General features: G+C 59.9%; 23 protein-coding genes, 1 tRNA gene and 1 pseudogene. 13 read left to right on the forward strand and 12 right to left on the reverse strand.

Features of this window, described 5'->3' with window-relative positions:
• Positions 1–49 precede the first annotated feature (49 nt).
• The 7 genes and pseudogenes from J4E00_RS21360 to J4E00_RS30065 form a co-directional block, all read right to left on the reverse strand.
• A complete protein-coding gene (locus J4E00_RS21360; RefSeq protein WP_208177315.1) occupies positions 50–679 on the reverse strand; it encodes a hypothetical protein in 630 nt (209 codons plus the stop codon).
• Complete coding sequence (locus J4E00_RS21365; protein WP_208177316.1) at positions 676–1,188, reverse strand: RNA polymerase sigma factor; 513 nt, start codon at positions 1,186–1,188, stop codon at positions 676–678. Before J4E00_RS21365 ends, J4E00_RS21360 begins: the two co-directional genes overlap by 4 nt.
• A 398-nt stretch (positions 1,189–1,586) precedes the next feature.
• Positions 1,587–1,802 carry a hypothetical protein gene (locus J4E00_RS21370; RefSeq protein WP_208177317.1) on the reverse strand — a complete coding sequence of 72 codons (216 nt, stop codon included), beginning with the start codon at positions 1,800–1,802 and terminating at the stop codon, positions 1,587–1,589.
• Complete coding sequence (locus tag J4E00_RS21375; protein WP_208177318.1) at positions 1,753–2,589, reverse strand: MBL fold metallo-hydrolase; 837 nt, start codon at positions 2,587–2,589, stop codon at positions 1,753–1,755. Before J4E00_RS21375 ends, J4E00_RS21370 begins: the two co-directional genes overlap by 50 nt.
• A gap of 118 nt (positions 2,590–2,707) precedes the next feature.
• Positions 2,708–3,564: pseudogene (locus J4E00_RS21380) on the reverse strand (4-hydroxy-3-methylbut-2-enyl diphosphate reductase).
• A gap of 194 nt (positions 3,565–3,758) precedes the next feature.
• The gene (locus J4E00_RS21385; RefSeq protein ID WP_208177319.1) at positions 3,759–4,691 is read right to left on the reverse strand and encodes an aldo/keto reductase; all 933 of its coding nucleotides are present in this window, start codon (positions 4,689–4,691) and stop codon (positions 3,759–3,761) included.
• 116 nt (positions 4,692–4,807) lie between these two features.
• Positions 4,808–5,656, reverse strand: a complete 849-nt coding sequence (locus J4E00_RS30065; protein WP_208177320.1) for a helix-turn-helix transcriptional regulator — start codon at positions 5,654–5,656, stop codon at positions 4,808–4,810.
• A gap of 149 nt (positions 5,657–5,805) precedes the next feature.
• On the opposite strand from J4E00_RS30065, the gene J4E00_RS21395 reads away from it, so the two are divergent.
• From J4E00_RS21395 to J4E00_RS21410, 4 genes are all read left to right on the forward strand, one after another.
• Positions 5,806–6,780: a helix-turn-helix transcriptional regulator gene (locus J4E00_RS21395; RefSeq protein WP_208177321.1), complete on the forward strand. Its 975-nt coding sequence runs from the start codon at positions 5,806–5,808 to the stop codon at positions 6,778–6,780.
• Positions 6,781–6,855: 75 nt separating this feature from the next.
• Positions 6,856–7,248 (forward strand): RidA family protein, encoded by a 393-nt coding sequence (locus tag J4E00_RS21400; RefSeq protein WP_208177322.1) that lies wholly within the window; start codon positions 6,856–6,858, stop codon positions 7,246–7,248.
• Between the two features lie 199 nt (positions 7,249–7,447).
• Positions 7,448–7,864: a DUF1761 domain-containing protein gene (locus J4E00_RS21405; protein WP_208177323.1), complete on the forward strand. Its 417-nt coding sequence runs from the start codon at positions 7,448–7,450 to the stop codon at positions 7,862–7,864.
• Between the two features lie 99 nt (positions 7,865–7,963).
• On the forward strand, positions 7,964–8,110 hold the full coding sequence (locus J4E00_RS21410) for a hypothetical protein (RefSeq protein ID WP_208177324.1): 147 nt from the start codon (positions 7,964–7,966) through the stop codon (positions 8,108–8,110).
• A gap of 269 nt (positions 8,111–8,379) precedes the next feature.
• Here J4E00_RS21410 and J4E00_RS21415 read toward each other — a convergent pair.
• Positions 8,380–8,451, reverse strand: a tRNA-Glu gene (locus tag J4E00_RS21415).
• A 317-nt stretch (positions 8,452–8,768) separates the two neighbouring features.
• Between J4E00_RS21415 and gap the strand changes: the two genes are divergently transcribed.
• From gap to J4E00_RS21430, 3 genes are all read left to right on the forward strand, one after another.
• A complete protein-coding gene (gene gap, locus J4E00_RS21420) occupies positions 8,769–9,776 on the forward strand; it encodes a type I glyceraldehyde-3-phosphate dehydrogenase (protein WP_208177325.1) in 1,008 nt (335 codons plus the stop codon).
• A gap of 172 nt (positions 9,777–9,948) precedes the next feature.
• Entirely contained in the window at positions 9,949–10,818 is an 870-nt protein-coding gene (locus J4E00_RS21425; RefSeq protein ID WP_208177326.1) for a diacylglycerol/lipid kinase family protein, read from the forward strand.
• Positions 10,819–10,915: 97 nt separating this feature from the next.
• The gene (locus J4E00_RS21430; protein ID WP_208177327.1) at positions 10,916–11,248 is read left to right on the forward strand and encodes a translation initiation factor; all 333 of its coding nucleotides are present in this window, start codon (positions 10,916–10,918) and stop codon (positions 11,246–11,248) included.
• A 25-nt stretch (positions 11,249–11,273) separates the two neighbouring features.
• Here J4E00_RS21430 and kdsB read toward each other — a convergent pair whose 3' ends face one another.
• Positions 11,274–12,023 (reverse strand): 3-deoxy-manno-octulosonate cytidylyltransferase, encoded by a 750-nt coding sequence (gene kdsB / locus J4E00_RS21435; protein ID WP_208177328.1) that lies wholly within the window; start codon positions 12,021–12,023, stop codon positions 11,274–11,276.
• Positions 12,024–12,214: 191 nt separating this feature from the next.
• Between kdsB and J4E00_RS21440 the strand changes: the two genes are divergently transcribed.
• The gene (locus tag J4E00_RS21440; protein ID WP_208177329.1) at positions 12,215–13,180 is read left to right on the forward strand and encodes a LysM peptidoglycan-binding domain-containing protein; all 966 of its coding nucleotides are present in this window, start codon (positions 12,215–12,217) and stop codon (positions 13,178–13,180) included.
• A gap of 92 nt (positions 13,181–13,272) precedes the next feature.
• Positions 13,273–14,025: a TIGR02757 family protein gene (locus J4E00_RS21445; protein ID WP_208177330.1), complete on the forward strand. Its 753-nt coding sequence runs from the start codon at positions 13,273–13,275 to the stop codon at positions 14,023–14,025.
• A 105-nt stretch (positions 14,026–14,130) separates the two neighbouring features.
• Here the strand turns inward: J4E00_RS21445 and J4E00_RS21450 are convergent, their stop codons facing one another.
• The 3 genes from J4E00_RS21450 to J4E00_RS21460 form a co-directional block, all read right to left on the reverse strand.
• Positions 14,131–14,700 carry a hypothetical protein gene (locus J4E00_RS21450; protein ID WP_208177331.1) on the reverse strand — a complete coding sequence of 190 codons (570 nt, stop codon included), beginning with the start codon at positions 14,698–14,700 and terminating at the stop codon, positions 14,131–14,133.
• A gap of 439 nt (positions 14,701–15,139) precedes the next feature.
• On the reverse strand, positions 15,140–15,652 hold the full coding sequence (locus J4E00_RS21455) for a DUF6896 domain-containing protein (protein WP_208177332.1): 513 nt from the start codon (positions 15,650–15,652) through the stop codon (positions 15,140–15,142).
• A 73-nt stretch (positions 15,653–15,725) separates the two neighbouring features.
• Positions 15,726–16,175 carry a hypothetical protein gene (locus tag J4E00_RS21460; protein ID WP_208177333.1) on the reverse strand — a complete coding sequence of 150 codons (450 nt, stop codon included), beginning with the start codon at positions 16,173–16,175 and terminating at the stop codon, positions 15,726–15,728.
• A 477-nt stretch (positions 16,176–16,652) separates the two neighbouring features.
• Here J4E00_RS21460 and J4E00_RS21465 point away from each other — a divergent pair, with 477 nt between their 5' ends.
• The 4 genes from J4E00_RS21465 to J4E00_RS21480 all read left to right on the forward strand — a co-directional run bounded on the left by J4E00_RS21465 (position 16,653) and on the right by J4E00_RS21480 (position 23,831).
• Entirely contained in the window at positions 16,653–19,091 is a 2,439-nt protein-coding gene (locus tag J4E00_RS21465) for an endonuclease MutS2 (RefSeq protein ID WP_208177334.1), read from the forward strand.
• 552 nt (positions 19,092–19,643) lie between these two features.
• On the forward strand, positions 19,644–20,072 hold the full coding sequence (gene yiaA, locus J4E00_RS21470; protein WP_208177335.1) for an inner membrane protein YiaA: 429 nt from the start codon (positions 19,644–19,646) through the stop codon (positions 20,070–20,072).
• Positions 20,073–20,096: 24 nt separating this feature from the next.
• Complete coding sequence (locus J4E00_RS21475; protein WP_208177336.1) at positions 20,097–20,723, forward strand: CDP-alcohol phosphatidyltransferase family protein; 627 nt, start codon at positions 20,097–20,099, stop codon at positions 20,721–20,723.
• Positions 20,724–20,933: 210 nt separating this feature from the next.
• Complete coding sequence (locus tag J4E00_RS21480; RefSeq protein ID WP_208177337.1) at positions 20,934–23,831, forward strand: MSEP-CTERM sorting domain-containing protein; 2,898 nt, start codon at positions 20,934–20,936, stop codon at positions 23,829–23,831.
• The last annotated feature ends 142 nt before the right edge of the window (positions 23,832–23,973 follow it).

A 23,973-nucleotide genomic window follows, 5' to 3' on the forward strand; every position in this document is an offset into this window, starting at 1 on the left:
ACCTGCTTCGCACGCCAGCACGAAGGGAAATCCCACGAAATGAGAAGGATTAGGTAACCTCAGTATCGTCGGCTAATTCCTGGCGCAGGTCTTGCAGCCGGCGTAGCGGCCCAGCAAACTGGTGCTGGTTTTCCCACCGCAGCGCCAGGGCGAAGATGACCACGATGAGAGCGAACAGAGCAGCTGCCGGACCCGGCGACTGCGTAATGGGCGGGACCCAGCCGACGCGGATAAACAGAGTCACCAGCACCAGCGCAGTTAGGGGAGTGGCTAGCACATCAAACCGCTTTTTGAATCGAAAAAATTGGCTGAGCCGCCCGTACTGCTGCCCGACTTGGGCAGCCAGGGGGGCATCTGCGGGATGGCTTGCCAACTGACGACGGGTGAAGCCCCGAAACTTGCGCCAAAAAACCAGCGTGAACGGCAGGTACAGGGCCGTGCCCAGCACGCAGGCCGCCAGCGTGGGCCCGTCGAGCCGGAAGCGCCAGCCCAGATATGCTAGGCTGGTATACACCATGGCTTGCCACAGAGCAGCGCCCCACACGTAGCGGCCCACCACGCGCTGCTCGCGTTGGTAGCGGGCTGCCACCAGGGTGCGCAGCCCGGCAGCTTGCAAGGGCGCCGGGGCCGGGGCCAGGCAGGGCCACGCAGCTTTGAGGAGGTCGAGTTCATTGTTCATGCGTTCAAGTGGGCGAGGGAGCCGGTCAGGGCTTGGGCGAGTTTTTTTCTGATGCGCACCAGCCGCACGCTCACAGTGCTCACCGTCAGGCCAGTGACGTCGGCAATCTGGACATACGACTGCTCCTCGAGGTAGAGCAGGACCACGGCCTTGTCCACGGCCGATAGCTGCTCGATGGTGGCGTAGAGCAGGCGTTGCTGCTCGGCCTCGGGGCCTTCCGCTGGGGCGGCAACTTCCAAGGCCCAGGCCTCGAGCGGCGCGGCGGCGGGCGTGCGGCGGCGTTGGCGCTCGTAGGTTAGGGCCGTGTTGAGGGCCACCCGGTAGAGCCAGGTCGAAAACTGGGCGGTGCCCTGGAAGCCAGGATACGCTTTCCAGAGTTGGTAGAGTATTTCCTGCTGCAAGTCTTGGCGCTCAGCCGGGTCGCGACAATAGAGGCGGCACACCCGGTGCACCACCCCCAGGTGCGGGTTGAGCGTCGCTAAAAAAGTTGCTTCCTGGGGTGCTGGCATGGGACGGGGCGCCGGGGTGAAGGCTTGTTCACTGTAGTTAGTAGCCAACGCCGCCTAAAAACTACATGGCGCGCTACTTTTTTCACCACAGCGCATAATCCCGCCTTCCTGCGCTCATCTGGTCATGAGCAATTTGCAACCGCTGCTAATCCAGCGCGCACTCTTTGTCCGGGTTATTCGCGCAACGTTACCGAACGATGGACGACGGGTCGGACCGGCAGTGCAAACCGTTTTTGCCCCGAGACCAGCACAAGGGGAGACCCACCAGACTGCGCCAGATGGCAACGCACAGGTGGGCTAGTCGATGTGGTGTGAGTAAATCAGCAAGTACAGCCCGGCGCTTCTGGGCGCGGGGCACGGCAGCAGGCGGCTACTTTCAACCAGCAGCAAGCAGGTAATCAAGTCGTAAAAGTCAGGCTCTCGCCGACGGCTGGCAAACGCAGCTCACCGCGTAGCTGCCCCGTGTCGCGGGCGGCTTGCAGCAGGCGAGGTGGTTCGCTCCGAGGCTCCCCGCTCAGATTGAAGGTGCCGTAGTGCATGGGCACCAGCACCCTGGCCCCCGTGTCATGGAAGGCCAGCACCGCGTGGGCCGGGTCCTGATGATTGGGGGCCATAATCCAGCGCGTAGGCCCCGGCCCCGATAATGGCCACATCCAACCCAGGGAAAAGCCGGCCCGCGTCCCGAAAGTGGCTTCCGTAGCCCGAGTCGCCTCCAAAATACACTTGCCGGCCCCCGGCTTGCAGCACGAAGGCTCCCCACAGAGTTTCGTTCTTGTCCCAGGGCGTGCGGTTGGACCAGTGCCGGGCCGGCAAGAACGAGACGCGCAGCCGGTCCTCGGTGTGGTACTGCTGGTACCAGCCCGCTTGCTGCACCCGCGCGCCGGGCAGCCAAGTGGTTAGCAGCTGCTCCATGCCCAGGCCGGCGAGGAACTGCGCCTGCGGATTTTGGGCGTAGAGCTGGCGCAGCGAGGGCTTGTCGCAATGGTCGTAGTGCGCGTGCGAGAGCAGGATGTAGTCGATGCCCGTCAGCGCCGCTGGGGCTATCGGTAATTCGGCAAGGCGCTGGCCGAAGGCGGGCAGGTTGCCCAGCACCGGGTCGAGCAGGAACGTCACGCCACCCAGCCGGATGAAAAATGAGGCGTGCCCGAGCCATACGATGACGTCAGCAGAACCCCGCAAAAAGGCGTCGGTTTTCTGCACGGGCAGTTGAAACGGGTCGGCTTCTTTCTCGGCCCGCTGGGGGTTGGGCTGTAGCCAGTATTTGACGACGGTACTGAAGCGGTTGACGTAGGGAAACTCGTGGTTGACGAATTTTCCGTCAGCATCCACCGGGGTGCCCGGCCACTCACTGCGCGGCAGCAGGGTCGGCAAAGCAGGATTAGAAACGAACGAAGCAGGCATGGGGGGAGGGGTAATGGTGGCGGCCCCGCTCAGCAGTCTGGCCGCCGTAGCAGTTCCACCGAACATAAAATGGCGACGGTGCATTAGGAGCTAAACAATGGAGGATGCAGCGGAGGTGTTAGAACCGAGCCAATTCGTCGCGCACCTGCTCCAGCAGCCACCGGGGCGTGCTGGTGGCGCCGCAGATACCCACCGTTTGGCTGGGGCGGAAACACGCGGCGGCCAGTTGCCCAGCCTGGGACACGAAATGCGTTTGCGGGTTGACTTCCTGGCACACCTGGTGCAGCAGCCGGCCATTGGAGCTTTTGGTGCCCGCCACAAACACCACTTGGTCGAAGCGGCGCGCGAACTGCCGCAGCTCCTGGTCGCGGTTACTCACTTGCCGGCAGCTGGTGTCATGGGCCCGCACCGTGTGCCCCGGGCTTCCAGCGCCTGCCGCAGGCGGTCGAAGTCGGCGGGCCGCTTGGTGGTCTGGCTGTAAAGCGTCAGCGAAGAGGGCAGGGGTTGGGCGGGCAACTCTTCGGGCTTTCCGATGACCAACGCCTAGCCGCTGGTTTGGCCTAGCAGGCCGCGCACCTCGGCATGGCCGGGCTGCCCGAACAGGACAATGGTCTCGCCCCGGTCGGCGCTGGCCTTGATGCGGTGCTGGAGCTTGAGCACCACCGGGCAGCTGGCATCGAGCAGGGTCAGATTGTTGGCCAGGGCCAGCTGGTAGGTGCTCGGTGGCTCACCGTGCGCCCGCAGCAGCACGGTTTCGTTGCGCAGCACGGCCAGCTGCTCGTAGTCGATGATGCGCAGGCCCTGGCGTTGCAGGCGCCGCACCTCTTCGTCGTTGTGCACGATGTCGCCCAGGCAATACAGGTAGCCCCGCTCGGCCAGCAGTTCCTCAGCCAGCTCGATGGCGTACACTACCCCAAAGCAAAATCCAGAACCGGCATCCAGCTCAATACGCAGCTGTAAGGGAGAGCTATTCATCTGATACCTTTGAAATAACCCTGGCGCGTCGTCCGCTCCGGAACCAACCGGCCACCAAGCAGACGACGCGTGAAATCTTACCCGTGTTGGGGCGCCAGTTGTCCGCTGATGAGCAGGTGCTGGCGGGCGGCGCTGTCGTGGGCCACCATCCAGCCGGGGTACTCGGGGGCCGGGGCGCTGGCGGCGTCGAGCGCCTACAGGTCGTCGTTCGTCAAGGTCAGCTTGGTGGCTTTGAGGTTTTCATCGAGCTGAGCCGGTTGCTTGATGCCCAGAATGATGCTGGTCACGGCGGGCTGGTGTCGCAGCCAGGCCAGGGCCACGGCCGCCAGCGAGGCTCCGTGGGCAGCGGCTACTTTGTCCATCGCGGCCAACACGCCTTCACCTTTCTGCTCATCCACGGGCGGAAACTGCACGGTGGCCCGACGGCCTTCCGTCTTGTTTTCGCGGTACTTGCCGGTGAGGTAGCCGCCCGCCAGCGGGCTGTACACCAACAAGCCCAGGTTTTCGGCTTCCACCACGGGCACCACTTCGCGTTCCAGGTCGCGGCCGGCCAGCGAGTAATACGCCTGCACCGACTGAAACCGCTCGGCCTGCAGCAGGTCGGCTTTGCCCAGCGCCTTGGCAATTTGCCAGGCTGCCCAGTTCGAGACGCCCACGTAGCGCACCAGGCCCTGGCGCACTATGTCATCGAGCGCGCGAATCGTCGCTTCCACCGGGGTGGCCGGGTCCCAGCCGTGCAGCTGATACAGGTCGATGTGGTCAGTGCCCAGGCGCTTGAGGCTGGCTTTCACCTCATGCAGCAGGTGGTAGCGCGAGGCCCCGCCGTCGTTCGGGCCTGCTCCCGTGGCGTGCTCAGCCTTGGTGGCTAATACCACTTGGTGCCGGGAGATGCCCAGGCATTTGAGTGCCTGGCCCACCATGGCCTCGCTTTGCCCGCCGGCGTACACGTTGGCGGTGTCAATGAAGTTAATGCCGGCGTCGAAGCCGCGGCGAATAATGGCCTCAGCCTGCTCCTGCGTGACGCCCGAAGCGGCGGCGTATTGGCCCGGCGAATTGCCGAAGGTCATGGTGCCCAGGCATAGTTCGGATACGAACAGGCCGGTGTTTCCCAGGGGGTTGTAGCGCATAAAAAGGGGTTGCTGAAGTTTAGGACAAAGGTCCCGCCCTACTTTCGGCCACTTCTCCCGATTCTTGCGCTTGTTTGTAGGTTCTTGCTATTCTACCGGCTGTGCGTAAACGGCCGCTAGCGCCGCTGGAATTGCTGAGGGGTGCAGCCCACCAAGCGCTTAAAGGCTGCCGCGAAGCTGATGGGTGAGGCGAAGCCCAACTCGTCGCTCAGGTCGGCGACAGCTTGGCTGTCGCGGCGCAGCAGGTGCTTGGCCCGCTCGATTTTCCAGCGCAGCACGTACTGGTAGGGCGGCAGCCCCGTCGTCTGCTTGAAGAGGCGGGCAAAGTGAAACACGCTTAGATTGGCCAGCCCCGCCAGTACCTCCAGCGTCACGGGTTGCGCGGCGTGGGCCTCCAGGTAGGCCTCGATGCGGGCCAGGGCCACGCTACTCAATCGCATCTGTCCCTCAGGGCGGCGCTCGGTGGTAGCATGATGCGCCAGCAGGTGATGACAAAGCGTCGTCGTCAGCGACTCCACGTACAGTTGCCCCAACGCATGCCGACTGCCCGCACTGGCCAGTAGCTGCCGGCTAAGTTGACGTAGGAACGGGTCGTCAAACTGCATACGCTTTTGCAGCGCTGCCTTCGTGAGCGTCGCATCCTGCCCGGCCACCTGTTGGAAGTATGGCGCTTCCAAGGAGAGATAAATATTATTACTTGGCGTTGTCCAGTCGATGGCCGTGCCGTATTCGCCGCCCGGAAACAGCCCCAAATCGCCGGTCTGGTAGACGATTTCGCTAATCCGCGCCCCATCGCGCCGCCGGACCAGGTGCGGCTGGTCGACTTGGTAAAGCAGCAGCAGGTGGTGCTCGTGCTGCTGCGCCGCCAGCCGGCCAGCTTCAAGGTGGTATTGCTCGACACGTACGCCCCGCCAGGGCAGCGGCGCGCTGCTGATGAGCGGAGGGGCGTAAAAACTGTCGGTCACGTACTGCATTATCCTTCTTCGATTAAACGACGCCGCGGCCGCTTAGCTTCTACGACAACCTGTAAATAAACGGGTAGTTTTAGCCCTGTCTAACGGTGCTGGGGGCGGCCCCGTTCGCGATATGTTCCAAAAAATATGCTGCTGCCTTTATGAACCGTTTTGACCGCATCGTTGCCATTCTCATTCAGTTACAAACCCGGCGGGTGGTGAGCGGGCCTTCGCTGGCCGCGCAGTTTGAGGTGAGCTTACGCACCATTTACCGCGACATCCGCACGCTGGAGCTGGCGGGCGTTCCGCTCTTTGGCGAGCCGAAGATAGGCTATTCCTTGGCCGAAGGTTACCGCTTGCCCCCGGTCATGTTTACCCGCGAGGAGGCCGCGGCCTTGCTCACGGCCGAGAAGCTGGCTTCTCGCCTCACTGACGCGCCCACGGCCCAACTGAGCGGGGCCGCCATGGACAAGCTACGGGCCGTGCTGCGGCGTACCGACCGCGACTACCTCAACTCCCTCACGCCCCATATCCAGGTCGTGCGACACACCGGGCAGCCCGCCGAGTCCAGTACCTACCAGCAGCTGGTATCGGCCGTGGCGACGCAGCAGGTGGTTCATATCCAGTATCAAGCGCTGACCACCGAGCCCGCCACGCCCCGTGCCATCGAGCCCATTGGGCTCTACCTCACCCAGCACTGGCATGTGGTCGGGTATTGCCGGCTGCGGCAGGCCTTCCGCAACTTCCGTCTCGACCGCATCCAGCAGCTCACGCTCGGCACCGAGTTTTTCGCCCCGCGCCCCGAAACCCTGCAGCAATACTGGGCCGAGCGGGCCAGCCAGTGGCAGCGCGAAAAGGTGGTGGTGCGCCTGCAGTTGACGGACACGCCCCTGAACCTGGCCCAGCGCCTGCACGATACCAAGCGCCAGTACGGCTGGGCCCACGAGCAGCAATTGCCCGACGGGAGCGTGGAAATGACCTTATACCTGGGCTCCTTGCCCTACCTGGCCGCCTGGCTGCTGCCCTACGGCAAAGCGGTAACCGTGGTGGAGCCACCTGCACTGAGCCAGCATCTGCGCGAGCTAGCACAGCAGGTGCAAAACTTTTTTTGTGGGCCGTCGGCTATGCTGACATAGGGCTGTCAAGGGGCAGCGGGACTTTTGTGGAGTCAAATGACAAACGTCTTTTACACCTTAAAACCCGCTGCACCCATGCAAAAGCGAACCATTGACCCCTGGCCCTGGGGCCTCCACACCAATTCGGTGCAAGCCGTTGAAATCAAGCAGCCCGAAGGCACCCTCTACTGCTCCGGGCAGGTCGCCATCAACGCGCAGGGCCAGCCCAGTGCCGCCGACATGCGTACCCAGTTCCAACTCACCCTGCAGAACCTGGAGCAGCTCATTCGCGAGTCGGGCTACGAGTGCTCGGGCATTGTCCGGCTGAATGTTTTCACCACGTCCATCCAAGAGTTCTTCACCACCTGCGTGGACCTCTACCAGGGCTGGGTGGCCGAGCACGGCCTGAAACAAGCCACTACCCTTGTGGAAGTGAAAGGCCTCTACGCCACCCTGACGGTAGAGCTGGAAGCCACCGTGGTGAAATAAAACCCAACGGTTTAGTCAAAAAAGGGCCTGGTAGGTTGCCAGGCCCTTTTTACCGGTATTCACGCGCTGTTTAACCGGTTTGGAGCCCCGTATTCTTTTTTCTTTCTCCTGGCCTGAGCTGACACACCACTGTCAGGGGGCGGAATGTTGCATTGCCGCACCAAAAGCGTGTTGTCTGATTTTCTTTTTCCCTTCTTGTATGTTCAACGTCTTATCCGACATCCATTGGCTGAGTGTGCTGGCTGCTTTTGCTGCCTATTTTATGCTGGGGGCCCTGTGGTACATGGTCCTGTTTCCGCAGATGTATAAAGTGTCGCTAGGCAAAGCCAATGAAGCACTTAATAACGAGTCGGCCCTGTTTGTCGTGGGCCCGGGCGTATGCGTATTAGTGACCGTGCTGGCTACCACGCTGCTCTTTTACGCCCTACACATCACTTCGTACGGCGATGCCCTGCGCCTGGCAGCCATCGTGGGCGTGGGATATCTGGTGGCAAATACCACCAACATTGCCATCAACCCCAACATCCCCCGGCCTTTGCTTTACAGCTCTATCACGAGTAGCTACCACTTGGTTGGCATCACCCTCACCTGCCTGATTCTGGCCGCCATGAAATAAGCGGTTGCGCCCGGTAGCCGAGGACTTTAATGTCAGCTACCGGGCACATTGGCCTAGCCCGCACCGCAGTAGGTAGTCTCACTTCCTTACCCCACCACAATGACAAAGCCAGAACCCCTCGTCGTATGTCCTCAAAACCGGCAGCAGTGGCGGGAGTGGCTGCACGTGCACCACGACCAGCACCAAAACGTCTGGCTGGTGTACCACAAGAAGACTTCCTCCTTCTTCGCGTTGACGACCCGCTGAAATGCACTGGTTGTGGCCATGATGCTGCTTAACTTACTTATGATGAATGGATAAGCGGGTGTAGCGCGTTTGCGCTCAACAAAGAACAGTATGACAAAAGGTCGCTCTCAAAAGCGCTAAAATTTTAATACAGAGTGTGGTACAGCCCTGTAGTACAGTTTAAACCCGGTTTGTGGCACAGTATGCGAGTAAAATTATACTATTAGAACGAAAAAGGCCTCCCAGATGCTCTGAGAGGCCTTTAATTTGTCACTATTTCGTGACTTCCGTAGTCCGTAGGGGAATCGAACCCCTGTTGGTAGAATGAAAATCTACTGTCCTAACCCCTAGACGAACGGACCGTTTTTCGTTTTGATGATGCAAAGGTACGGCGCGCCGCTTTGTGTGCAAGTATCAGGCCTAAAAAAGATGGCTTTGAAATGGAAATAGCCTGTTTTTCAGGCTGAAAAATTTACGAGCTGCTGTGAGAGCATCAGATTGAGCGACGCCTGAAACTCCAGCCGAGGCTTAGAAGTTATGGTGGTGCGTAGGGGAATCGGACCTCTGCCGGTCTATATGATTAGAATGCGCGCCAACCCGCGGCATTCTGCTATCTTCGCCCCGCTTTTAAACCAGTCACCAGTCAGGTGGCTGTCACTTACTATCTCCCTGTTTCACCATGGCAAAAATTAAAGTCGCCATCAACGGCTTCGGCCGGATTGGCCGTCTCACTTTCAAATCGCTGCTGGGCCGCGACAACGTGGAAATCGTTGCAATCAACGACCTGACTGACAACAAAACCTTGGCCCACCTGCTGAAGTACGACTCCGTACATGGCCGCTTCGATGGCACCGTGAGCTACGATGAGGAAAGCCTGACTGTGAACGGCGTGAAGATTGCCGCCCTCGCCGAGCGCGACCCCAAGTTGTTGCCCTGGGGCAAAATGGGTGTTGACGTGGTGCTAGAATCAACTGGCCGCTTCGTGGATGAAGCTGGCGCGGGCCAGCACATCACTGCTGGTGCTAAGAAAGTTGTGATTTCGGCTCCTGCTACCGGCAATATTCCCACCGTAGTATTGGGTGTGAACGAGGATATTCTCACCGGCTCAGAAACCATTCTTTCGAACGCTAGCTGCACCACCAACTGCTTGGCCCCGATGGCCAAAGTGCTGGATGATGCTTTCGGCATCGAGAAGGGCTACATCACCACGGTACACGCCTATACTTCTGACCAGAACCTGCAGGATGCGCCTCATAAGGACCTGCGCCGCGCCCGCGCTGCTGCTTACAGCATCATTCCTACCAGCACTGGTGCTGCCAAAGCCGTAGGTCTGGTACTGCCCCAGCTGAAAGGCAAACTCGACGGCCTTGCCATGCGTGTGCCCGTGCCGGATGGCTCGATGACCGACCTCACCGTTATTCTGAAAAAGGAAGTGACCAAGGAGGAAATCAACGCTGCCCTGAAAGCGGCCGCTGAAGGCCCCCTGAAAGGCATCATCGAGTACGTGACCGACCCGCTTGTGAGCATCGACATCGTGGGCAACCCCCACAGCTGCATCTTCGACTCGGAGTTGACTTCGGCCAATGGTACCTTGGCCAAGGTGATTGGCTGGTACGATAACGAATTTGGCTACTCGACCCGCACGGCCGACCTGATTCAAAAGCTCGGCGAGCAGATGAACGGCTAATTTTAATTTGAGAATAAGCTGAATGTGAAAATGTGCGCGACAGCGTATTTTCGGCAAAGCAACAAAAAAGCCTGCCTTATGGCAGGCTTTTTTGTTTTATAATCCGTAGCCCAAAATCAATTTCACTTTTTACGCATCCTTCGTATTTTCCACATTCTTTACATCCAAAAAATTGCCCAAAACCTGCTTTATTCTTAATCCGAAAGCCGGACCCAGCCAGCGCCACAACATGCCCGCGCTGATTGCGCAGCACTTTGGCGCGCTGGAATCCGACTACGAAATCCGGCCTACCGAATACGCCGGGCACGCCGTGGAGCTCGCCAAAACGGCCGCCGCCGAAGGCTTTGCCGTGGTGGCTGCCGTGGGCGGCGACGGTACCGTGAACGAAGTAGGGCGGGGCCTGCTGGGCACCGAAACGGCCATGGGCATCATTCCGCAGGGGTCTGGCAATGGGCTGGCCCGGCACCTGAAAGTGCCGCTGGGGCTGGCGGCGTCCCTGCGCCGGCTGGCTACGCCGGCCTTCAGCCGCATGGATGTGGGGGTAATAAACGGCCACCCGTTTTTCTGCACGGCCGGACTGGGGTTCGATGCCCATGTAAGCCAGCACTTTGCCCAGGCCGGTTCACGGGGCCTCAGTACGTATTTGCAGGTGACGCTGCGCGAGTACCGTCGCTACCGCCCCGTGCCGGTGCAGCTGAACCTGGATGGGCAGGAAAGAGCCACCGATTGCTACGTGCTGGCCTTCGCCAACGCCTCGCAGTATGGCAACAACGCCTACATCGCGCCTCTGGCCGACCTGCGCGACGGCCTGCTCGACGTGTGCCTGATTGATGCCCTGCCGGTGGGCCGCGCCTTTCGCGTGAGCCTGGCGATGGCGCTTGGCACCCTGCCGAAATCCCAGGCGGCCGAGTATTTTCGGGTGCCTCGGGGCCGGGTGGTGGCCGAGGGGCCTATTGGCTTCCACGTAGATGGCGACTACCTGGGGCATGCCACCGAGTTCGAGGTAACGCTGATGCCGCTGGCGCTGGCTGTAGCCGTTTAATTTTTGGTTGTCAGGTAATTGGGCTGGGCTGACTATTTGCTACTAACAATTGACAACGAATAACTGACAACTAGCAACCGACAACTACTGACTGAATATGAAAAACCGTACCGGGGTGGTCTATTCCACCAATCCAGACTTTTCTTACGAAACCAACGAGCCGGCCGAAGCTACTACGCTGCCCCCACAACAGCAGCAGCTACGCGTACAACTCGACAAGAAGCAGCGCGGCGGCAAGCAAGTAACCCTCGTGACGGGCTTCACCGGCACCGATGCTGACTTGCAGGCCTTGGGCAAGCTGCTCAAAACCAAGTGCGGCGTGGGTGGCAGCGCCAAAGATGGCGAAATAGTAGTGCAGGGCGACTTCCGCGACAAAGTGCTGGAAGTTTTGCTCAAAGAAGGCTATAAGGCTAAGAAGGCCGGCGGTTAAGCCTGGGCAAAACCGATAAAAACTACTAGCGCTCCAGTCGGGCCCGGGCCTTTACTACGTCCTCCGGTGTATCGATTCCGAAGGCATCCAGCTCGGTTTCGGCGCAGCGGATTTGGAAACCGGCTTCCAGCCAGCGCAGCTGCTCCAGGCTTTCGGCGGCTTCCAGGGGCGACACGGGCAGTTGGGTGAGCTGCTCCAGCACCTTGGGTTGGTAGGCATAGAGGCCCAGGTGGCGCAGGTAGCGGTGGTGTGCCAGCCACTCGGCGCGCTCGTGGTTGCGCTGGTAGGGCAGGGGGTGGCGGCTGAAATACATGGCGTAGCCCAGCTGGTTGAGCACCACTTTGGGCAGGTGCGGGCTGAACAATTCTTCCTCCGTGAGTACCGGTTTTACCAGCGTGGCAATGGCCGGCGCGGTGGCTGGGTCGGCGAATAAATCGGCCAGGGCGTTGATTTGACGCGGATTGATGAAGGGTTCGTCGCCCTGGATGTTGACGATGCAATGCACCTCGGCGGGGCTGCCAAGCTGTTGGAACGCTTCCCACACGCGGTCGGTGCCGCTGGGGTGGGCCGGGCTGGTGAGCACCGCTTCGCCCCCAAAATCCTCCACGTGGCGCATGATGCGGTCATCGTCAGTAGCTACTACTACGCGGGCCAGGTTAGCCTGCCGGGCCTGTGCCACCACGCGTTGAATCATGCTTTGCTCGCCGAGGTCAAGCAGGGGCTTGCCGGGCAGGCGGGTAGATGCAAAACGAGCGGGAATCAGGCCGAGAACCATAAACGGGCGGTGGGAGGAGAGGAGTGCGATGCGGAAAAATCCCCGCAATATTCCCTCAAAGAACGGGGTTTGTGGGCGTTTGTAACCAAGGCACACCTCTTGCCCACCGGTTTTTGCGTTATTTTGCCTCCGTTGCCCGGCCGGCTGCGCTTTGGTGTGGCGGCGGCTCCAACTTTGACCCGATTGATTCTATGACTGTAATTCTTTCCCTGCTCACTTTGCTGGCCTTGGGTGGCCCCGGTACCGGCCATGCGCCCCGCCGTTCCAGCGCCCCCACCGATTCTATTGGCCAGGAAATTCGCGGTGGCCAGCGCTTCGTGAAGCACCGCGTGGCAGCCGGCGAAACCCTCACCGCCCTCACCCGCCGCTACCACGTCACCCTGGCCCAGCTCACGGAAGCCAATCCGCAGATTAAAAACGGCCTTGGCGTGGGCCAAATCGTGTTTGTACCCCGGCCGGCGGCTGGCCGCGCCGCCACACCAGCCACGGCCAAAGCGCCCACTGGCACCGCTCCTACGTCGGTGCCGGCTACTTATACCGTGGCTAAGGGCGAAACCCTTTTTGGTATCGCCCGCAAGTTTCAGCTTACCCCCGACGAAATTATTCGCCTCAACAAGCTGCCGGCTGGTGGCGGTGTGCGCGTGGGCCAGCAGCTTATTCTGACCTCAACCGAAGCCGGTACCCCAGTGGCCGCCGCGCCCAAAACTACCACGCCGGTGCGCCCTGTTGAAGTAGAATCAGTACCGGCCGTGACTTCGGCCAGAACACCTGCTCCCGCCCCCGATAAGCCCGCCCAAGTGGCTACCGTCACCCCCGAAAAGCCGGAGGAAAAAGACGTGCGAGAGGAAAAAGAGGACCGCACGCCCAACCGCGCCAGCGAAGTGCTGGCCCGCGTGGTGGAGGCTGGTCTGGGGGCGCCCATCGAGAAGAGCGTGACCGATAAGTACCTGGCACTGCACAAAACGGCCCCGGTGGGCACCATTATGCAGGTGAAGAACAGCGGCAACGGCCTTTCGGTGTACGTGCGCGTCATCGGTAAGCTGCCCGATACTGGCGAGAACAATAACATCCTGGTGCGCCTCTCGCCCCGGGCCGTGCAAAAGCTCGGTACCGCCGACGCCCGCTTCCGGGTGGAGACGAACTATATTCCGCAGTAACCAACTGTAGCGTGGACTCTCAATAGTCTGCGCATGAACGGTACCCGAACAAACCACGCGCGGACTCAGAAGAGTCCGCGCTACTTTTTTCTATGAACATCGCCCAACTCCGCCGCCAGCTCGACGCCCAGTACGAGCGCTACAACCGCCCGGACTTTATCAAGAACGACCCCATTCAAATCCCGCACCGCTTCACCCAGCGGCAGGATATTGAAATTAGTGCCCTGTTTGCCGCGCTGCTGGCCTGGGGACAGCGGCCCACCATCATCAACAAGTGCAACGAACTGCTGCGCCGCATGGACGATGCCCCCTACCAGTTCATCACCCAGCACCACGACGAGGACCTGAAGAAGCTGCTCGGCTTTTGCCACCGCACCTTCTGCGATACCGATTTGCTGTATTTCGTGCACTTCCTGCGCCATTGGTACGGGCAGCACGCGTCGCTGGAAACCGCGTTTCTGGTGGGCCACTCGCAGCGTGAGCGGCTGATAAACTTCCACCAGCACTTTTTTAGCCTGCCCGATGCGCCCCAGCGCACCCGCAAGCACGTGGCCACGCCGGCCCGCAAATCGGCCTGCAAGCGGGTGAATATGTACCTGCGCTGGCTGGTGCGCCGCGACCAGCACGGTGTCGACTTCGGCCTCTGGACGCGCCTCTCGCCCGCCGACCTCATCATGCCCATCGACCTGCACGTGGAGCGCCAGGCCCGCCCCCTGGGCCTGCTCACCCGCAAGCTGGTGGACTGGGAAGCTGCTGAGGAACTCACCGCCAACCTCCGCAAACTGGACCCGAATGACCCAGTGAAGTACGACTTCGCGTTGTTCGGGGCGGGGGTGGATAAGTAGCCTTCAAGCAGTCTGTATAGAACCACCCTTTGCCGCCACCCCCCTGACCCGGCGTGCCCCGCCAACCGCCGGCCACGCACAGCAACGGGCGTGGCCGGCGGGCGCTTAGAGCTTGTTCTTAAAATCCTGCAGGTTATTTCCGCTCTTGATTCCGTAGGCGACCAGCATGGCGAAGACCGTGGCAAACAGGCTACCGGCTATCAGAAAAAACCCCGACAGCAGCTTGAATTCTACCACCAGAAGCGCCAGGCAAACCAGCAGATAGCGCCAGAAGCTGGGGCTGCAAAGCTGCTTGATAGCTTGGTCGTTGTAGAAGCGCATCTGGGTGGCGTTGTTGTACACCATTACGTAAGGCCCCCGCTGCGCACCCGGCGCAAAAGCTGTCACCACGTCGAGCACGTTGCCTTCGCGGCAGGCCACGTTAAAGCCTTGCAGCTGAAAGGCGTGTTCCTTGCCGGCGGCGTCCTGCAAAAAAAACTGGTCGTGCACCACGGTGGTCGAGTTCATCGTCAGGTTCACGTCGCGCATGCTGCCCGAGCCGTTGTGCAGGCGGCCCCCGCCTCCGCTCGCGCTGCCCTGCACTTTGGTTTCCATCGATTTGGAGGCGGCGAGCACCGTGCCGGTAACGGTATCCAGCCGGTAGGACTGGTCATTGACGATGATGGTTTTTGACATGGAAAGGAAGAAAAAAGGGGATGGGCGTTTGGAAAAGGTACTTCCGTCTATACCCCGGGGAGTTGGCAAGGTTGCCGGCCGTGTGGCCGGGTCCCGCGCCCAGCCGGCCGCCGTGGGCCTAAAAAAGGCTTCATCCAAACTCCCCCCGCCACCACCCGCAGCCGAGCATCCCCAGCCGCGCGGGTGAGGCGTCAGTGGTAGAAGATGCGGCCCCACCAACCTGCGCAAACTCGACCCCAGCGACCTGGCGAAGTATGACTTTGCGCTGTTTGGGGGGATAAGTAGGGCAGTTGCTGGCGCGCGTCTGCGCCGCGCGCCCACTGACTTCGAGTCTTCGACTCGCTTCGTGAACGATGCATCTGGAAATGTGCGCCTGCGAGCCACGGGCTCGAGCACAGTGGGCAGCGCGTCGCAGACGCACGCTAGCAGGAGACTTATATTATTTCTTTAGTTTAATCCCTTCGAATGTTTGTTGAACATAAATGGCTTCATCGTTTTCGAATTCAATGATTACCCCAGCTTGATTATTAATTGTTAATAATAAATTGTTTTCTCGCAATACTTTTATTATTTTTAATCCGTCCTTAAATTCGTTTTGAATTCTAGTGCTAACATTTGTGTGTTTAGGATTAGTGCGAATGTATCGTCCGAGAAAATAAGGGTCTAAAGCACCGTATTCGTTTTCAAATGTTAATACAACATCAATAATATTCCCATTTTCATGCTTGAAGCGACACTCATATCCATGAAGAAAATAAGACCATTGCTTATCTATGTAACCGTTTTGTATCTGGCTTTTTAGTTTAAAAAAACTATTTGCAGGCATTTTATCATCTATTTCCAGATTATATTTTTGAGATAGTTTTTTTACGAGAGACTTTGCATCATCCGTAAAAGCTTGGATGATGACTATAAAAGTGTCAATGTTTTTTTCTATAAAATTAGTAGTCATTAGCTTATTGCGTTCTGAACCAAGTTGCATTATGCCAGCCTATTTGCCCAGCTCTTTCTCCGGTCATCGGGGGCTATTTAAGGGGGGATAGAGCACTACTGTGTAGTTCAAGAAAACACCCCCCCTGCGGCCCCGCCACCACTAGCAGCAATGAATCCTCGGCGGCCCTGGTGAGGCGGTGGTAGAAGAAGCGGCCCCGTCGCTCGCGCGCCGTAAGGCCCCGCCGGAGCAACTCCAACGCCAGCCGTGAGCCTGCCCGCCACCCCAGGCCAGCGGCGAGTTGAAGCTGTTCTGTGTGCAACTCCGAATGCTCCATGAGGGCCACCAGCATGCGGGCCATGCGGTGATGGGTGCGGGCATCACGCACACCTTCGGGCGGAATCAGCCAGGCCTGGATGCGGGTCAGCACGGCAGTCGGCTCCTGGCTGGGCGGCGGGGGCGGGGCATCGCGCTCAATGAGGCGCTGGGCGAAGCGAGCAGCCAGGGTATCCGGGGTCGCATCGGGAGCAGGGGTAGTGGCCATAAGCAGCGGCGCCGTATGGGGCTAGCGTAGCGGAAGGTAGGCATAATTGTCGGCCTTCCGCTACGCAATGCCTCCCAGTACTACGGTCTCAGCATAGGCAATAGCGGCCCCCCATACCATTATTACGGCCCTTATACGGGCAAATGATGCCCCTAGGGCACTACTACGGTCCTGGTATAGATAATGGCGGCCTCCCAGGGAAATATTGCAGTCCTTATATGGTCTGCTAAGGCCCCCCAGATTACTATAGCGGTCATAATACGACTTATAAAAGCCTTCCTTATAAATAGCGCGGTCTTAATTGTCTAATTACGGCCTTACTTATATCAATTACGGACTTAGTTGGGAGGCTTAGCCAGCAATCCGGTACGATGCAGGCCGATGGTGCTTGATTTCTTAGTCCCCCGGCGAATCTTTCGCGCCCCAGCCGCTGTTTATCTTCGTATCCTATTTTAGAAATACCGAACGCTCAACTACTTGCTTTTACCCCAACACTTCGAACAAAAAATTGGCTTCACTACCCTGCGCGAGCAGCTTGAGGCCAACTGCCTTTCCGCACTGGGCCGGCACTACGTGGCCCGCATGGAGTTCCACTCCAAGCACGAGCCCCTGCTGAAACTGCTCCAACAAACCGACGAGTTTGCCTATCTGCTGCGCGCCGGGGCCGATTTTCCGGCCTCGCACTACCACGATGCCCAGGCCCACCTCAAGCGCGCTGCCCTGCCCGGAGCCTACCTCGACGTGGCCGCGTTTTTTGAGGTGAAGATGAGCCTGCGCACCATCCGGCAGGCCCTGAGCTTCTTCTCCGATGCCGACCCCGGCCTGTACCCCACGCTGCGCCTGCTGGGCATCGGCATCCAGGTTGACCGCAATTTGCTGGTCGCCATGGACAAAGTGGTGGACGACGACGGCGGCGTGCGCGACGATGCGAGCCCGCTGCTGCGCCAGATTCGGCAGGAGCTCATTGCCCGCCAGGGCCAGCTGCGCCGCCAGATTGCCGGCATCCTGCGCCACGCCAAAACCGAGGGCTGGATTCCGTCCGATGCCGAGCCCACCATCCGGGGCGGGCGCCTGGTGCTGCCCGTCATTGCCGAGTTCAAGCGCAAGGTGAAGGGCCTGATTCACGATGAATCGGCCTCGGGCCAAACCGTGTACATCGAGCCGGCCGAGGTGTTCGAGCTCAACAACGACATCAAGGACCTCGACAATGCCTATCACCGCGAGCTGATTCGCATCCTCACGGCCCTCACCAACCACCTGCGCCCGCACATTCCGGACCTGCGCAAGGCCTACTCGTACCTGGGCCTGATTGACTTCATCCGGGCCAAGGCGCGGCTGGCCGTCACGCTCGACTGCCGACTGCCCGTGCTGCACAACAAGCCCCTGCTGAAGTGGGTGAAAGTGCGCCATCCGCTGCTGCAGCTGGCTTTTGCCCAGCACAAAAAAGACTCCGGCGATGCCCGCGAAGTGGTGCCATTGGACCTGGAATTGAACCACGAGCAGCGCATTCTGGTCATCTCCGGCCCCAACGCCGGCGGCAAATCCGTGAGCCTGAAAACCGTGGGCCTCGTGCAGTTTATGCTGCAAATGGGCCTGCTCATTCCCTGCGCCGATGACTCCGAAGCCGGCGTATTCGAGGATATTTTCCTGGACATTGGCGACGAGCAGAGCCTGGAAAACGACCTCTCGACGTACTCCTCGCACCTGCTGGCCATGAAGCAGTTCCTGACCCTGGCCGGCAAGAAAAGCCTGGTCCTGATTGACGAATTCGGCACTGGCACCGAGCCCAGCCTGGGCGGCGCCATCGCCGAGGCCGTGCTCGACCAGCTAAACCGGGCCCGCGTGTACGGCGTCATCACCACGCACTACACCAACCTCAAAAACTTCGCCGAGCGCACCCCGCACCTCATCAACGGGGCCATGCGCTACGACCCCGAGAAGCTGCAACCGCTCTACCGCCTCGAAGTGGGCAAGCCGGGTTCGTCGTTCGCCATCGAAATTGCCCGCAAAATCGGCCTGCCGAAGGAGGTAGTGGAGCGCGCCACCCAGCTCGTGGGCAAGGACAAAATCCGCTATGACCGCCTGCTCGAAGGCCTCGAAAAAGAGAAAACCGAGCTTGAGCAGCGCACCGCCGAAGCCGCCAAAGCCGAACGCCGCCTCAAAAGCGCCGCCAAGGAATACCAGGACCTCAAGCAGCACCTCGAAGACACCAAGATTGAAACCCTGCGCACCGCCAAGCAGCAGGCCAAAGCACTTTTGGTGAACACCAACCAGCAAATCGAGGCCACGATTGGCGAAATCCGGCGCGGCAATGCCGAGAAGGAAGTCAACAAAGCGGCCCGCGAGAAGCTCGACACCTTCGTGAAAAAGGAGCTGCAAATTGAGCCGCCCAAGCCCAAAGCCACCCGCGAACGGGCCGAAGCCGGCGCCCTCCAGCCCGGCGATAAAGTGGCGCTTTTCGGCCAGGAAGGCCACGGCGAAGTGGTGAGCGTGAAAGGCAACACGGCCGAAGTCATGTTCGGCGGCCTCAAAACCCTCACCAAGCTCAGCCAACTTGAAAAGCTGGGCCGGGCCGAAATCCGCGAGCGCGAACAGGCCGCCAAGGCCAAAGCCGGCCGCCTGAGTGGGGGCGGAGGTGGCAACGGCCTCAACATCACCGACCGCATGGCCGGCTTCAGTCCCACGCTCGACCTGCGCGGCGAGCGCGCCGAAGACGCCCTCACCAAAACCATGAGCTTCGTAGACGACGCCGTGATGCTGGGCATGCCCGAAATCAAGTTCCTGCACGGCCGCGGCAACGGCGTGCTGCGGCAAGTGGTGCGCGACTACCTGCGCTCCCAGCGCGCCGTAGCCAGCGTAGCCGACGAGCACGCCGACAGGGGCGGGGATGGAGTGACCATTGCCGTGCTGAAGTAGATGGCTGGCCGCAACGTGAAAGCTGAACGGGTGCTAGCCGGGCTGTTCGGTTTGTTTCTGGCTGCTGGCATGTTGTTGAACAGCCTGCGGACGCTGGTCCAGGCTCTGCACCTGCGCGCCGCTTTATCGGACAACCCGGGCCTGCACTTGGAGGTGAAGGAGGCCTTTATCACCTTTGCGTTAGAACTAATATTCGGGCTGGCATTGGGTTGGTGGGGTGTCTCGAAGTTTCGACGGCGAAAGCCTGACGCGGACGCTGTACAGTGGCAAGAACCTCAATCTACCCGCTGAAGTAGCCTATTTCACTTCGCGCCGGGTAGTTTCTAATGTCCCTTGGTAAAAGGAGCAACCCAGGTCTGAATAAGGCCTGGGTTTGTTTTTGAGCGGATTCCAGACATCGCAGGCGAAGTGAATCTGCCGTTTGAAAAGTCTGACGAAAGCAAAAATGAGGTAGCGGGCGAGGGAAGGGGCGAAGTACGTTTGCTGCGCTTCGGCAAGGACGCAAGGTGGCGTCCGGCCGGAAGCACCATTCACTCCCAAACCTCTTTCATCATGAATCCCTCCTTCACCAACTCGCGCAGTCAGCAAACTTCCGGTGCCTTCATCGGTGCTTCCTGGGTGGCCCTGCTCGCGGGCTTTGCTGCCTTCATCATCGGCCTGTGGAATGCCCAGATGGCCCTGAATGAAAAGGGCTACTACTTTACCATCCTCATGTACGGCCTGTTCGCGGCCATTTCGGTGCAGAAAAGCGTGCGCGACCGCCTCGAAGGCATTCCCGTTACCAACCTGTACTATGGCATCAGCTGGGTATCGGTGCTGCTGGCGGTGGCACTGCTTGCCATCGGCCTCTGGAACGCGACACTCACCCTGAGCGAAAAAGGCTTTTACACCATGGCGTTTCTGCTGAGTCTGTTCGCCGCCATCGCCGTGCAGAAAAACACCCGCGACAACCTGCAAACCGATAAAGCCGAACTGTCCTAACCGTCAGCTTGCGCTTGATTCGCCATGTATTCTCCCGCCGTGGCCGGCGCGCGGCACCTGCCATTTGCGCTCATCTGCTCCCGATTGGTCATCGGCCTCGCACTGGTGTTGCTGGCGTGGGTGGGCGTGGCGCATTTCGCCGCCCTTGCTGTGATGCTGATAACGGTGGGCTTGCTCACCGATATTTTCGACGGTATCATTGCCCGGCAGCTGGGTGTTTCGTCCGAAAAGCTGCGTCGGCTGGATTCCACTGTTGACCAGTTTTTCTGGGCCGCCGTGGTGGGCGCTGCCTACCTGGCCTGCCCTGGTTTCTTCGTCCGCCATGCCGCCCAGCTCCTGACCCTGCTGGCCCTCGAAGGCTTCACCTACGCCGTATGCTTTCTCAGGTTCCGCAAGGAAATTGCCACGCACTCCTGGGCGGCCAAGGCGTGGGTACTGGTATCGTTTGCCGCGCTCATTCAGCTCGTCAGCACCTGTGATTCGCGGCTGTTGTTTGCCGCCTCCTTTTACCTGGGAGTCCTTAGCCGGCTTGAAATAGTGGGCATCCTGCTGCTGCTACGCAAGTGGACGAGCGACGTGCCAACCTGCTACCACGCGCTGCGCCTGCGGCGCAACAAGCCAATTAAGCACCACAAACTCTTCAATGAGTAAAATAAAAAAGGCCATTCCTTGTGCAGGAATGGCCTTTTTGCTGTCAAGCATGATTCATTACAATGATTTACTTTGAAATACAAAGTTCTTCAAAATACATTTGTCGCGTCAGCGGCAGGAAGGTTCTTCTGCCTGCCGCGTTGCCGTTGGGCTGCCTTGAGCACTTGCCTGATTCTTCACCTTATGCCCGGCCATTGCGCCCTTCCTCTTATGCAAAGCTTACGCAATCCGAAGTGGGTTTTTCTGGTAAATACCGCGCCAGTGGTGTTGCTAATGCTGCTATGCTATGGCGAGTTTTCGGTGGTACACACGCTCCTGCCAGCCGCCAGCGTAGCGCAGTGGAAGCTGTATGGGGGAGTGTTGGCGCTGCTTGGGACCGGGGCCGTGGGCTACGCGGCTGTGCAGGCCGTGCGTCGTGAGCCACTGGGTGCCTGGTACAGCGTGGGCATGCTGCTGGCGTACAGCCTGTGGCTCTGCCTGCTCACCACCAATGAGCGGGAGCTTTTGCCCTGGGGCGCGGTGCCCCGCTGGATGCTGCCGACCGACCCCTTGCTCATGGCCTGGACCTTTCTGATGCCCACGCTGGCGCATGCGCTGCTGGCGCTGGTGGCCAGGTTCACGCCCGACGACCGGCCCCACAATGCGGCTCCGAATATTCTACTGGCCGTGGTGACGCCACTCGTGTGGTGGGTGGTTTTTCTGATATTGAGCACGTTTGAGCGAGGCTTTAGCAACAGTGAAATTCCCTCTTGGCTGCGGGAGGCTGGGACAGTGCTTTTTGTAGCTGCGTTGGTAGCCGGCACCCTTAGCTTCTTCTTTTTTCTGGTGCGGGCACTGTTCATCATTACGCAGCGTCGGGGTGGGTTCTGGTCTGAAACCAGCCTGATTTGGAAGGTCGTCATTACCATCTTGCTGCCACTGCTGGGCCTGGGTGTGAATAATGGCCTGTTTTTCGGGCAGGGTTTTCGAAATGAAAGCGGCATTTTTGGCAATTTCAGCAGCCCGTGGTTTTACCTTTTGGCGGTGCTGAACGGCGCGTTGCTGTGTGTGCCGGATAGCGCCCGGCCGCTGCCGCGCCTGCTCCAGTTGCTGGGGCGTAGCGCCTTGTTCGGCTACACGTTCTATTTTTTTCTGGTTTTCCTGCCGTTTCTGCCGCTGTCCATTCCGGCCATTATTCTGATTGGAACGGGCTTTCTGCTGCTGGCTCCCACCTTGCTGTTTGTGGTGCACGTGCGCCAGCTCAGCGAGGACGTGACCGTGCTCCGGGTGCTCTACTCGAATACAGTAGCGGTGGCCGTGCTACTGGTGGGGCTGGCGGTTATGCCGCTGGTTGTTACCGTCGACTACTGGCATCGTCGGCAGGTGCTGCACGAAGCGCTGGCCTACGTCTACACGCCAGATTATGCCAAATCCAGCCGCCTCGATGCGCCCGCGCTAGCCCGTACCCTAGCCATTATCCGGCAGAATAAGAGCCGCAACTCGGACTTTTTATTTGGCTCACACCTGCCGTACCTGTCCACGTATTTCAACTGGCTGGTGCTTGATAACCTGATGCTATCCGAAAGTAAGCTCGATGACCTCGACCGCATTTTTGCCGGTACCGACGGACCAGTAGGTGAAACGGCCGCGCCCACCGCAACATTGGCCAACGACCGTGGCCCGGCCCTGCGCGACCTCCATACCAGCAGCCACTACGATGCCCGCCAGCAAGCCTGGGTGAGCTGGGTGAAGCTGGAAGTGGCCAACCGCGACTCCACGGCTGCCAACCAGGAATACCACACCGCCATTGCGCTGCCGCCCGGCTGCTGGGTAAGCGACTATTCCCTCACCATTGGGAACCGGGAGGAGCGGGGTATCCTGGCTGAAAAGCGCGCCGCCAGCTGGGTTTTTGCCCAAATCGTCAACGAAAACAGCAGCCGCGACCCCGGCCTGCTCGCCTACCGGGGCCCCAACGACCTCGACCTGCGCGTGTACCCCGTGATGGGCCAGGAGCCCCGCCGCACCAGCATCCAACTGCTGCACAAGGAGCCCTGCACCCTCACCATCGACGGCCACTCCGTCACGCTGGGCGACAGCACCACCGCACCGCCCGTGGCCACGCCCGTCGCCACAGCCGATAGCGGCGTGGTATACCTCAGTTCTTTGGCCAAGCAGCAGCTGCCCCTGGTGCAGCGCCGGCCCTACTACCACTTCCTGATTGACGCTTCGGCCAAAGGTGCTGCGCACCTAGCCGACTTCAAGCAGCGGGTGGCGCAGCAACTGGCCCAGCCGCTGCCCAATGCCACGCCGGCTCGCTTCAGCTTGGTCAATGCCTACGCTACGCCGGTGCCCGCTGGCGGAAACTGGGCCGAGCAGTTCCTCCAGCAGCCGGCGGATGGCGGATTTTTTCTTACGGGCGGCATTCGGCGGGCCTTGTTTGAGGCCCAGCAAAAGCCCACGCCCACCTATCCCGTGCTGGTAGTGGTGACCAATAACCTGGATAATGCCGTGCTGGACGACGACTTTGAGGACTTCAGTAGTGCGTACCCGGAGAGTGACGTTTTCTACGTGCTGGGTCCCGATGGCCAGTTGGCCGCGCATTCGCTCCGCCACCAGCCCCGTCGGGTGCTGGGTAGCGCGCCCGTTCCCGGCACGCCTGCGCCCGTCCGCGCCTGGCCCGACGCCGCGCACCCCCGCGCCTACCTGCCCTCAGCAGCGGTAGCCGATGTGGTACTGGGCCAGCCCCAGGCCGTGCCCTCCGCCGAAACCACGCCGCCTAGCCCCTGGCTCACGGGCCTGCTATTGCGCGGCTACAGCCAGTGGCAAAGCTTCCACCCCGAAACAGCGGAGCGCGAGCGGGTACCTTTCGTAAAAGCCAGCTTTCGGGCGGGCATTCTCACACCCTTCACGTCCTTCTTGGCCCTGGAAAATGACGCGCAGAAAGCGGCCCTGCACCGCAAGCAGGACGAAACCCTGGCCGCTAATGCCTCGCTCGATACCCTGGAAAAGGAAAACCCTGGCGCGACGGCTATTCCCATCGACAATGGCGCCTTGCTTCTGCTCGTGGCCGGAGTGCTGCTGGCCGGCTGGCAATTGCGCCGCATGCGAATGGCTGCATCAGTGAGGTAGTATTGCTGGCATGGGATAGTTATTCATAGTCTTGTTATTTAAATAATATGGTTTATGATATATATTTGAAGGAAATTTGCTGATTAGAAAAACTAAGTCGAATGAAGCTGCTCGTCTATTAGCACTCATTTAACCTGCTACA

It is taken from the genome of Hymenobacter negativus (genome assembly GCF_017571495.1).
In the GTDB taxonomy this organism is placed as follows: Bacteria; Bacteroidota; Bacteroidia; order Cytophagales; family Hymenobacteraceae; genus Hymenobacter; species Hymenobacter negativus.